Annotated in this window: 8 protein-coding genes; 1 reads left to right on the top strand and 7 read right to left on the bottom strand. The window is 65.8% G+C overall.

The genetic code is table 11. The features are described from left to right. The first annotated feature begins 15 nt into the window (after nt 1-15). Entirely contained in the window at nt 16-1395 is a 1380-nt protein-coding gene (locus tag ACIGII_RS04955) for an NAD-dependent succinate-semialdehyde dehydrogenase (protein WP_399633829.1), read from the top strand. A gap of 60 nt (nt 1396-1455) precedes the next feature. Here ACIGII_RS04955 and ACIGII_RS04950 read toward each other — a convergent pair whose 3' ends face one another. The 7 genes from ACIGII_RS04950 to ACIGII_RS04920 form a co-directional block, all read right to left on the bottom strand. Then, complete coding sequence (locus tag ACIGII_RS04950) at nt 1456-3432, bottom strand: BCCT family transporter (RefSeq protein WP_399633830.1); 1977 nt, start codon at nt 3430-3432, stop codon at nt 1456-1458. 46 nt (nt 3433-3478) lie between these two features. After that, the gene (locus ACIGII_RS04945; protein ID WP_399633831.1) at nt 3479-4579 is read right to left on the bottom strand and encodes a hypothetical protein; all 1101 of its coding nucleotides are present in this window, start codon (nt 4577-4579) and stop codon (nt 3479-3481) included. A gap of 105 nt (nt 4580-4684) precedes the next feature. Beyond that, nucleotides 4685-5986, bottom strand: coding sequence for a DUF2254 domain-containing protein (locus tag ACIGII_RS04940; RefSeq protein WP_399633833.1), 1302 nt, complete (start codon nt 5984-5986; stop codon nt 4685-4687). A gap of 97 nt (nt 5987-6083) precedes the next feature. Then, complete coding sequence (locus ACIGII_RS04935) at nt 6084-7115, bottom strand: exo-alpha-sialidase (protein ID WP_399633834.1); 1032 nt, start codon at nt 7113-7115, stop codon at nt 6084-6086. Between the two features lie 5 nt (nt 7116-7120). Continuing rightward, a complete protein-coding gene (locus ACIGII_RS04930) occupies nt 7121-8680 on the bottom strand; it encodes a sodium/sugar symporter (RefSeq protein WP_210132549.1) in 1560 nt (519 codons plus the stop codon). Next, nucleotides 8677-9678 carry an SMP-30/gluconolactonase/LRE family protein gene (locus ACIGII_RS04925; RefSeq protein WP_399633835.1) on the bottom strand — a complete coding sequence of 334 codons (1002 nt, stop codon included), beginning with the start codon at nt 9676-9678 and terminating at the stop codon, nt 8677-8679. Before ACIGII_RS04925 ends, ACIGII_RS04930 begins: the two co-directional genes overlap by 4 nt. Further along, nucleotides 9669-10424: an SDR family NAD(P)-dependent oxidoreductase gene (locus ACIGII_RS04920; RefSeq protein WP_399633837.1), complete on the bottom strand. Its 756-nt coding sequence runs from the start codon at nt 10422-10424 to the stop codon at nt 9669-9671. The genes ACIGII_RS04925 and ACIGII_RS04920 overlap by 10 nt, the downstream gene beginning before the upstream one ends. Between the last annotated feature and the right edge of the window lies 1 nt (nt 10425).

Genomic DNA, 10425 nt, shown 5'->3' with positions numbered 1-10425 from the left:
AAACGAAGGTTTTCAATGTCCAGCAAGCAGCTCACTACCATCAACCCACTGACCGAAGAGGTGATCGCCACCTATGCGTACATGTCAGACGACGAAGCCGCCGCCGTCGTCGCCGCCAGCCATGAGGCCTTCCTGGCATGGCGCCTGCGTTCCCTGGACGAGCGCGCGAAAGTCGTTGGCGACATCGCCAAGGCATTGCGCGAGCGCAAGGAAGAATTTGCCCAGCTGATGACCCGCGAGGTCGGCAAGCTCATTGAAGACAGCCGCACCGAAGTGGAGCTGTGCGCCGCCATCTGTGACTACACCGCCAAGCAAGGGCCTGCCGCATTGGCCGACGAGGAGCGCGATGTTGAGGGCGCAACCGGCATCGTCACCCATTCGCCGATCGGCGTGGTGTACGGCATCCAGCCCTGGAACTTCCCGGCCTACCAGGCCATCCGCTACTCCATCGCCAGCCTGATGGCTGGCAACGGCGTGCTGCTCAAGCATGCGGAGAGCTGCACCGGCAGCGGTCTGCTGCTTCGTGACATCTACGAAAGTGCCGGCCTGCCCAAGGGTTTGTTCGGCGTCCTGTTGATCACCCATGACCAGTCCAACGCCATCGTGGAAAACGACCTGGTCCGGGCGGTCACGCTGACCGGCAGCGAGGCGGCCGGTCGCACCGTGGCTGCGAAGGCCGGCGCAGCGCTCAAGAAGACGGTGCTGGAGCTGGGCTCCAACGACGCTTACCTGGTGCTGGACGATGCCGACCTCGACCTTGCGGTGGAGACCTGCGTCAAGGGCCGCCTGTTCAACAACGGGCAGACCTGCGTCAATGCCAAACGCTTTATCGTGACGCTGAAGAACTACGACGCCTTCGTAGCAGCCTACGCCAGCAAGTTCGAGGCGATCCGGATGGGCGATCCGAACGCGTCGGACACCCAGCTGGGACCATTGGTCTCCGAGGCCCAGCGCGACAAGCTGCACGAACAGGTCACCAGGAGCGTCGCGCAGGGCGCCCGGCTGCTGGTGGGCGGCAACGTGCCGGAGCGTACCGGCTGGTTCTATCCGGCCACCGTGCTGGCCGACGTGGCGCCGGGCCAGGTGGCGTACGACGACGAGCTGTTCGGCCCGGCGGCCGCCATCATCCGCGCAAAGGATGATGAGGATGCCATGCGTATTGCCAACGACAGCCGCTACGGCCTGGGCGGCGGCATCTTCAGTCGCGACGTGAAGCGTGCCCGTGAGCTGGCCACGAAGTATTTCGATACCGGGATGGTGTTCATCAACACCTTCGATGTTGCCTCACCGTCGCTGCCGTTCGGCGGGGTGAAGGCCTCCGGCTACGGCCGCGAGCATGGCCCGGAAGGGTTGAAGGAGTTCGTGAACGTGAAGTCGATCAAGATCCCCGCGTAAGCGCGGCGACAGGGACCCCCGACTCCCGGCCAACCGTAGCAGGTTGGCCGGGGTTTCAACTCAGCGGACGTGATCCAGGAACTGGCGGTGCCGTTCGTACTGGTCCAGCACATCGTGGATCAGCTGCACGTTGGGCCAGCCCATCACGTCGTAGTCCTGCCCGCCCTCCCGCAGATAGACCTCGGCGCGGTAATGGCGGGTGCCCTCACTGACCGGGCGACGCGGGTCCTGCAGTGCGAAGGTGGGCGGTGCATAAGGCTGTGGCCGCACCGAATAGAAGAAGTCCATTTCGTCCCCGTGGCCCACGCGAAGCCACGCCCTGCCGTCGTCGCCCTGCATGACCTCGACCGGCAGCTCCTGCTTGCGAAGCTCAACGGCAACCTCCTCCAGCGCCGGCAGCACGTGGTCGCGGATGAAGCCGAGCACCTCGATCTTGACCGGATTGTGTGCAAGCAGCTTGAGCCTGGCACGCCAGTCGTCGCTGGTACCCGGAAGCAGGCGCGCATCGCGCGAGATCGAGCGCTTGGTGGCGTCCAGGCGCATGGCCTTCAGCAAGCCCCAGCACATCAGGATCATCACCACGGTAAACGGCAGGGCGCTGGCGATGGTCGCCGCCTGCAGGGACTCCAGGCCACCGGCCATCAGCAGCGCAACCGCGATCCCGCCCACCAGCAATGCCCAGAAGATCCGCTGCCAGAGCGGAGATTCCTCCTCGCCCTTGGACGTCAGCATGTCGATCACCAGGGCGCCGGAGTCCGCCGACGTCACGAAGAACAGCGCCACCAGCACGACCGCAAGCGACGAGGTGACCATGGTCAGCGGCAGGTGGCGCAGGAACTCGAACAGCGCCATGGAACTGTCGTCCGAAACGGCCTTGACCAGCTGGTGGACGCCTTCGGCCCGGACCATGAACAACGCGGAGTTGCCGTAGAGGGTCATCCAGAGGAAGGTGAAGCCCAGCGGCACCAGCAGTACGCCGACCACGAACTCGCGCACCGTACGGCCCCGCGAAATGCGGGCGATGAACATGCCGACAAACGGCGACCACGCGATCCACCAGCCCCAGTAGAACAACGTCCAGCCGCCGAGCCAGCCACTGGGTTCATAGGCATACAGGTTGAAGGTCATCGAAAACAGCTGGGAGGCGTACATGCCGGTGTTCTGCACGAACGCCTGCATCAGGTGCACCGTGGGGCCGCAGACCAGCACGAAGGCCAGTAAAGCCACCGCCAGGATCATGTTGATCTCCGACAGCCGGCGCACGCCGCTGTCGAGCCCGGCGACCACCGAGCCGGTGGCCACCAGGATGATGATGCCGATCAGTGACACCTGCACCAGCGTGCTGATTTCCAGCCCGAACAGGTAATGGAGTCCGGAATTGATCTGCATCACCCCCAGGCCCAGCGAGGTGGCGAGGCCGAAGATGGTGCCCAGCGCGGCGAAGGTATCGACTGCGTGCCCGATCGGTCCATGGATGCGCTCGCCAATGAGCGGGTAGAGTGCCGAGCGGACCCGCAGCGGCAGGTTGTGGCGATACGCGAAGTAGGCCAGGGCAAGTGCAACGACGGCGTAGATGGCCCAGGCGTGCACGCCCCAGTGGAAGAACGTGATGCGCATGGCCTGCCGGGCCGCTTCGGCCGACTCGGGCGCGCCGGTTGGCGGGGTTGCGTAATGCATGATCGGCTCGGCAACGCCGAAGAACATCAGCCCGATGCCCATGCCGGCAGCAAACAGCATGGCAAACCAGGACGCATAGCTGTAATCGGGGCGGCTGTGGTCCGGTCCGAGCTTGATCCGCCCGTAGCCACTGATGGCAACGCCTGCGACAAAGACCAGGAAGCCGGCGACAGAGAGAATGGTGAACCAGCCTGCGTCGTTGGCGGTCCAGCGCTTGGCCGCAGTGAACCAGGTGGTGGCCTGTTCGGGCACGAAGATGGACAGCGCCAGGAGCAGCAGCACGATGGCGGCGGTGGGAATGAACACCTGCGGCAGAATGCGCTGGCGAACAGGAGTGGAAGGCGGAGCCGGGCTCTGCATGAGGTCCTCCAGTGAGTGAACGGCGGCGCGGAAATGCGCGGCGCGCTTAGAAGTAGAAGCCGATGTTGAGGTTCAGCCGGCTGTGCCAGCGCGAGGGTCCGCCTTCGTCGATGCCGATGCCGTCCCCGCCGGCAAACCACATGTTCCTGCCGGCAATCCAGTCGACGTAGGTCAACATGATGCCCTTCTGCAGGCTGCACCCGGTCACGTTCTGCCAGGAATCCCGCACGCCCGGACCGCGCCCCAGCGGGCGGGTCATGCTGAGGTTGTTGTAGCAGGTGATGTCATCGAGCCAACGACGGGCACCGAAGGAATACGCCACGTTGAGGCTGGGGACGTCGGCTTCGGCTGCAATCTCGAAGGGGGCCATGAACGCGGACATCGCAATCCGGTCGCCAGGCACGTCGTAACGGTAACGGGCCCATTGCAGCTGGGTGGTCCAGCCCTCCCGCTTCCATTGCGCATGCACGGCCGCGCCCTGGTGACCATGGTGGCGCCGGGTGGTGGTGTCCTGCACCTGGCCGCTGAACGCAGAAACCCCAAGCAGCAGCTCGCCGTCACCCAGCGAACCTGCATGCTCGTATCGCAGATGCACGCGCTCGCGCTCCCGGTAGGGAAGTGCGGCGGTCTGGGCCACATCGAACGAGTAGCGGTCGTAGCGGGCGCCGCTTCCGTATTCATCGCCGGAGAACCAGCCGAGGGTCCAGGCGTGGTTGCCACGCTGGTGATGGTAGGTGACGCCGGGATCGTAATCGTCTTCGATGCCGAGGTAATAACCCGAGCCGAACCAGAAACTCTGCGACACGGTGGGAAGCAGACCGAAGGGAACCTGCTGGATGCCGGCCTTGAGCTGGGCGTCCTGGTTGACGTTCCAGCCAACGTAGGCATGGTGCACGGCATCGAAGCCGTCGTACCACCGGTACTGCGCGGAAAAGAACAGCGGTCCTGCGCCTGCCTTCACGTCTGCGCGCAGGAGTTCAAGCTGCAGGCGGCTGGTGGGGCCGTAGTCAAGCCAGCCGTAATTGAACCGGACCGCGCCACCGATGTCGATGTAGGGATCTGCCTGTGTGGCAGGTGCATCCTGGGCGTGGAGCGTCTGTGTGGCGGTTGCCGCAGCACACAGGAAAACAAGGGGAAAGAGCTTCACGATAGTGTCTCGTGGCCTCCATTCTGCGAACGAAAGCGTTCCATTCTACCGCGTTGGCGCCAGTCACCCAAGCCCAGCGCGGTCCACGACGTGAAGCACTACGGTTTACTGCGGAAAGTCCGCGGCGTGGCGTGCAGCCAAGTGCTGGGCAGTGCGGTGCTCCGCGGCAGCGATTTCCCGCAGTTTTTCGCGATCGCGTGGGAAGTCGAGTGCCTGCTCGGCGCGTTCCAGCGACACCGCCGCATGCCGCAACGCGGCGTCACGCGTAGCGGGGGAGCAGCCGGCGCACAGGGCCGCCAGGGCCTTCTGCAGTCGGATGTTCACTTCCAGCGACGCGGCGGCGTGCGTGGACAGCGGCGCGAATACATCCTCGAACAGATCCTCCACCTGCAGCCGGGCAACACGCACATGCCGATACTGCGCCTCCTTCCCAGGGTCGTCGTTGCAGTCGAGCGCGTCCCATCGCAGCAGCAGGCGGACACAGGTGCCGATGACGGTGATGCAGGTCCCCGGATCGTTGATCGCCGGGGACATCGCCCTTGCCCCGATCTCGGCAAGGACGACCAGGCCATAACGCGGGTCGTTTTCGATCCTGCGGGCGCTGCCAATGGTGAGCGCGGCCAGCATCTGCTCTCTCTGATCATCGCTGAGCGTGCCCACGACCCGCAGGAGCGCGCGATTGGGCGTGGCAAAGGTGCCTGGCTGACAGGTGACATAGACGATCAGCTGGTGTTCCTCCGCGATGGCATCCAGCCGCTGCACGTCAATGTGCTCGACGTAGCCCACCTCCTCAGCGACCACATCGACCGTGTTGGCGGGTGGCATGCCCCGGTAGGGCACCGCCCCGAGCGACGGCGCGTCGGCCCGCTGCTGCATCGACTTCAAGGTGGCTTTCTCAACCAGATCGACGGTTTCGCCGAGCCGTCCGAAGCGCGAGAACTGTTCGATGGCGCGCAGCAGCGTCACCGTGATGACGATGATGACCGCAATGGTCGCGCCAAACAGGACCAGTCGTCCGCTGTCGCCATAGATCCCCGTGCTGAGCGCGATAAGCCCGACGATGGAGAACAGGAACGCGCCGATGAAGGTGGCAAGCGTGCCCTGGGCACGCGTATCCTCGATCAGCAGCCGCGACGCACGCGGCGTGGCGTTGGTCGCCGCCGAGCCGTAGGCGGCCACCATGGTGGACAGCGCAAAGGTCGTCACGGTCAGCATCGACGCCGCCAGGATGCCGAGGATGTTGCCGACCGAGTCGGCGCCGATCTGGGTGGCAAGCCCGGCTGGCAGTACGAACCGGGCGGCGGCACCGGCCAGCGCTGTGGCGACACCCAGCACCCCGTACAGGGTGGAGCGGAACCACATTTTCCTGCTGATCCTGAACAGGGTCAGCCGCCACTTCGTCATCATCGTACGGGTGCTCGCATGTCGGTGCCGGCAGTATTGCAGCCGGTCCGACGCGTCCGCGTCAAAAGGCACCCCGCCGATGACGTCCGATCAATCCACGTTACCGGTATGTACCAAAGCGGATCCGCACGCTTCCGTCGACTACATTGATCACGCCGATCTCGTGCGGCCCGATCTCCACGACGGCCGGCCAGGAGTGGCGGAAGCCGAGCGGCCATGCAGGCGGTGTGACCGTCGTCCACGTGGTTCCACCGTCCTCGCTCGCGCTGACCTGGTTGAAGCAGGAGGTCACGAACATCGTGCCGCCGGTGGTGGTCATCACGTGGGGACCGCAGCGCTGGTCCGCCATCGGCGTCCCAAGTCCCACGGGCCAGGTGCGGCCATCCGGCGAGGTCTTGTAGGAGACAGGACACTGCGGATCGTCGCCGCAGGTTTCCAGCACCATCAGGAAGCCGCCATCCGGGCGACGCGCCATCACCGGCATGCCCGGGCGCAGCGTTCCCCCGCCGGGTTGGCTGGCGATCGTTACTGCCGGGCTCCAGGTCCGGCCTCCGTCGCTGGACAATTGCTGCGATACCACCTGGTTGAAGGAAGGGGTCTCATCGGCCCGGGTTTCATCGGCGTACACCACCGACAACGTGCCATCATCCAGACGCGTGAACACCGGCTCCCATACGCCGCGGTCCTTGCGCCCGGCCGGCGTTTCGTTACGCGTGATGGTGCTGAGGAAGCGCCAGTGCGCGCCCTGGTCATCACTGGCATACACGTTCAGCCGGTAGGACACCCCATCGATCAGCGACCGCATCGCCAGCAGCACGCGACCATCGGGCAGGACGAACAGCTCGCCGTTGTCGAGTTTGCGCTTGGGCTCTGCCACGCGCGACAGCGGCGTCCAGGTCCGGGCGTTGTCGCTGCTCACCGACAACTGCAACGTGGTGGTGTCGCCGCCGGGATAGCGCGTGGTCACCGCCAGCCAGCGGCCGTCTGGCAGGCGTGCCAGACGGCCCCAGCCGGCCTTGGCCGCATCCACGGTGGCGGTGCCCGTCCAGGTGACGTCGGTGGCCATGGCGGGAGCCGCAGCGGCGAACAGCAGCGCCAGCGCGGCCGCGCGAAGGGAAAGGGTGGGCTGCATGGTCATCACCAGTAGGTTGCGTACAGGGCGACCAGGATCGCCAGCACGGCCAGCGAAGCCGCATTGAACGACGGCGCGGTGGCGTACACCACATCATCGGTACGGATGCGGTCACGGTCGCCGGTGGCGCGGGTGGCCAGCGAGATGCCCACGGCCAGCGCCAGCGTCGCCAGGAACACCACGCCCATCCGGTCCATGAACGGCAACGACGGCCACAGCAGCTTGAACGCCAGCGAGAGCACGAACGAGCCCACCGCGGCGGCCAGTGCACCGGCTTCATTGGAGCGCTTCCAGAACAGGCCGAGAAGGAAGATCACCACGATGCCCGGAGTGAAGAAGCCGGTGAACTCCTGGATGTACTGGAAGCCCTGGTCGAACCCACCCAGCAGCGGGCGGGCGGTCAGCACCGCCACGATGATGGCCACCGACGCCGCGATCCGGCCCACGCGCACCAGCCGGGCCTGCGATGCATCGGGCGCACGCTTGGCGTAGAAGTCCAGGGTGAAGATGGTCGCCACCGAATTGATCTTCGAGGCCAGCGACGCCACGATCGCCGCCACCAGCGCCGCGAACACCAGCCCCAGGATGCCGCTGGGCAGCAGCGCCAGCATGGTCGGGTAGGCCGCGTCCGGCCGCTCCAGGCCCGGGGCCAGCATCACCGCGGCAATGCCGGGCAGCACCACGATGGCCGGGATCAGCAGCTTCAGGAACGCGGCAAACACCACGCCCTTCTGCGCCTCGCGCAGGTTCTTTGCGGCCAGCGCCCGCTGGATGATGTACTGGTTGAAGCCCCAGTAGCTGAGGTTGGCAATCCACATGCCGCCCAGCAGCACCGACAGGCCTGGCAGGTCCTTGTAGAACGGGTTGTCCTTGCTGAGGATCATCTCGAACCGCTCCGGATGCTGCTGCCAGAGCTGCATGAAGCCATCGCTGACGCTGCCGTCGCCGATTCTGCTCAGGGTGATCACCGTGACCAGCAGGCCACCCAGCACCAGCAGGCATACCTGCACGATATCGGTCAGCGCCACCGCCTTCAGGCCGCCGTACAGCTGGTAGGCCAGCGCGAATGCGCCCAGCAGCACCAGCGCCACATCCTGGTTCAGCCCGGCCACGCCGGCAATGGCGATCGAACCCAGCCACAGGATCGAGGTGAGGTTGACGAACACGTACAGGCCCAGCCAGAACACGGCCATGACCGTGCGGATCCGGTTGCCATACCGCTCCTGCAGGAACTGCGGCATGGTGGTGATGCCGTTGCGCAGGAAGATGGGCAGGAACCACTTGCCCACGATCAGCAGCGTGATCGCCGCCATCCACTCATACGACGCGATGGCCAGGCCGATGGCGTAACCCGAGCCGGACATGCCGATGATCTGTTCGGCCGAAATGTTGGCCGCAATCAGCGAGGCGCCGATGGCCCACCAGGGCAGGCTGCGGCTGGCCAGGAAGTAATCCTGCGCCGATTTCTGCTGGCCGGCTTTCTCGCGCGACACCCACTGCGCAAGGATGAAGATGCCCGCCAGGTAGGCCAGCACGATGCTGATATCAAGGGTGGAAAGGCTCATGGAATCTCCGCGGAAGTCCCACGCGGTGCGCGGGGCGGCAAGCTGTTGGGGTCGCCGGCGAACCGGGCTTCGGGTAGGCCGGCGAACCCGGCGTCATCGAGGGAAAGCAGGTGGCCTGCAAGCGGGTCCTGTGCACGGGCCGCGGCATCCATGCCGTCATGCGCGCTGGTGATGAACAGCGTGCGGAGGGCAGGGCCGCCGAAGGCAGGGCGGGTGGGCTGGCTGACCGGCGTGGCAATGGCGCGGTCCTCGGTGCCGTCCGGCAGGTAACGCACCACCCGGGCATCGCCCCAGCGGGCATTCCAGAGACCGCCGTCCGCGTCGACCGCGCTGCCGTCGGGCTCGCCGGATTCGGCCTGCAGGTCCACGAACGAGTGGGCCGGCCCGAGGGTGTCGCCGTAATCGCAGCGCAGGATCTGCTTCTGCAGCGAGTCACAGAAGTACATCGTGTCGCCAGATGGGCTGAAGGCGATGCTGTTGGAAATGGCGACGGTGGGTAGCGGCAGAATCTCCAGCGTCAGGTCTGCGTTGAGGCGCAGGAAGGGCGCTACTGCCTGCTTCGGGCCTTCAGCAGGTTCATGAAGCAGGCCAAATACAAATCGCCCTTGACGGTCGCATGCGCCATCGTTTGCTCGCAATTCCGGTAGCGCCGGCCGTTGGCCGGCTCCACGGGGTGCCGGAGACTCTGAGCGCCGGCCAACGGCCGACGCTACCGTGTCTGCGAGGTCGCGGAATTCGTTGCGCTCGGGATGGAAGAACGCCAGCCGGGAAGCCAGCGCCAACAACAGCCAGCCATCGGCCTCGCACAGCGCCATCGCGGCCAGCCGCTCCGGCATCGGCCAGCGCGCAATCGCCCCATCCTGCGGGCGATAGCGCCACAGCTGCGACTGCTGGATGTCGGTCCAGTACACCACCTGCTCGCGGTCGCACCACAGCACGCCTTCGCCCAGTGTGTTGCCCGCCGGCACCGCCACGCGCACCGGGCCGGTCACACCCATCCCCCGTCCACGATGAAGTCCTGGCCGGTGCACATGCGGCTGTCATCGGCGGCAAGGAACAGCGCCGCGCGGGCCAGGTCGTCCGCACGCAGATAGCCCGGCAGGCATTGCGACCGCCGCAGCTGCGCCTCGCCCTCGGCATCCAGCCACAGCCGCTGCTGCTTCTCGGTGATCACCCAGCCGGGCACCAGTGCATTGATGCGGATCCGGTCATGGCCCAGTTCGCGGGCCAGCCCGTTGACCAGCCCGTGGACCGCGGATTTGGCCATGGCATACAACGGGTAGCCGCTGTTCTTGATCATCCAGCCGGTGGAGCCCAGGCAGATGATCGAACCGCCGCCCAACGCGCGCATGTCCGGCGCCACGGCCTGGATCGCGAAGTACTGGTGGCGAAGGTTCACCGCCACGCTGCGCTCGAAATCCGCCACGCCGGTATCGGCCAAGGCATGGCGCGCATCGTTGGCCGCGTTGTTGACCAGCACCGAGAACGGTCCGACCAGCTCACGTGCTTCAACGATGGTCGCCTGGAAGGCGGCGATGTCGGTGATGTCGCAGCGCAGATAGCGCGGCAACGGTTCAACGTCGTGCAGGCTGTCCAGCAATGCCTGCGCACCCTTGTCGTCGATGTCCAGGAACACCACCTTTGCACCTTGCCGGGCGAAGTGTTCAACGAAGGCGGCACCGATACCGGTAGCGCCACCGGTGATCAGCACCGCGCGACCGTCCAGACTGGGGTAACGGGTCATC

Source organism: Stenotrophomonas sp. NPDC077420 (assembly GCF_044543385.1).
Lineage (GTDB): Bacteria > Pseudomonadota > Gammaproteobacteria > Xanthomonadales > Xanthomonadaceae > Stenotrophomonas.
The sequence above is the reverse complement of the archived record's forward strand: the minus strand, read 5'-3'. Positions and strand labels throughout refer to the sequence as shown.

What these genes read in the sequence shown, in the direction of transcription:
- ACIGII_RS04955 (WP_399633829.1), top strand. Translation starts at nt 16, where the DNA reads ATGTCCAGCAAGCAGCTCACTACCATCAACCCACTGACCGAAGAGGTG.
- ACIGII_RS04950 (WP_399633830.1), bottom strand. Translation starts at nt 3,432, where the DNA reads ATGCAGAGCCCGGCTCCGCCTTCCACTCCTGTTCGCCAGCGCATTCTG.
- ACIGII_RS04940 (WP_399633833.1), bottom strand. Translation starts at nt 5,986, where the DNA reads ATGATGACGAAGTGGCGGCTGACCCTGTTCAGGATCAGCAGGAAAATG.
- ACIGII_RS04935 (WP_399633834.1), bottom strand. Translation starts at nt 7,115, where the DNA reads ATGCAGCCCACCCTTTCCCTTCGCGCGGCCGCGCTGGCGCTGCTGTTC.
- ACIGII_RS04930 (WP_210132549.1), bottom strand. Translation starts at nt 8,680, where the DNA reads ATGAGCCTTTCCACCCTTGATATCAGCATCGTGCTGGCCTACCTGGCG.
- ACIGII_RS04925 (WP_399633835.1), bottom strand. Translation starts at nt 9,678, where the DNA reads ATGGGTGTGACCGGCCCGGTGCGCGTGGCGGTGCCGGCGGGCAACACA.
- ACIGII_RS04920 (WP_399633837.1), bottom strand. Translation starts at nt 10,424, where the DNA reads ATGACCCGTTACCCCAGTCTGGACGGTCGCGCGGTGCTGATCACCGGT.